The sequence below is a fragment of the Shewanella litoralis genome, assembly GCF_009828585.1.
Lineage (GTDB): Bacteria > Pseudomonadota > Gammaproteobacteria > Enterobacterales > Shewanellaceae > Shewanella > Shewanella litoralis.
This window is the reverse complement of record NZ_WSRZ01000187.1, coordinates 1-208: the sequence shown is the minus strand read 5'-3', so window position 1 is coordinate 208 and position 208 is coordinate 1. Positions and strand designations below refer to the sequence as shown.

General features: G+C 45.2%; 1 tRNA gene. It reads right to left on the bottom strand.

From position 1 onward, the window contains the following. Positions 1-4 precede the first annotated feature (4 nt). Positions 5-80, bottom strand: a tRNA-Glu gene (locus GQA99_RS20560). Positions 81-208 lie beyond the last annotated feature (128 nt).

Sequence of the window (208 nt, the reverse complement as noted above, 5' to 3'; positions counted from 1 at the left end):
AATATGGTATCCCATAGGGGATTCGAACCCCTGTTACCGCCGTGAAAGGGCGGTGTCCTAGGCCTCTAGACGAATGGGACACATTTGATACGTTATACTCTGTATCGAGTGAATACTCACTAATGTCTGTAGGCTAAACATCGGTGCTAATTACCTATAATGAAGAACAAAATCCTAAGGATTCGAACCCCTGTTACCGCCGACTCTT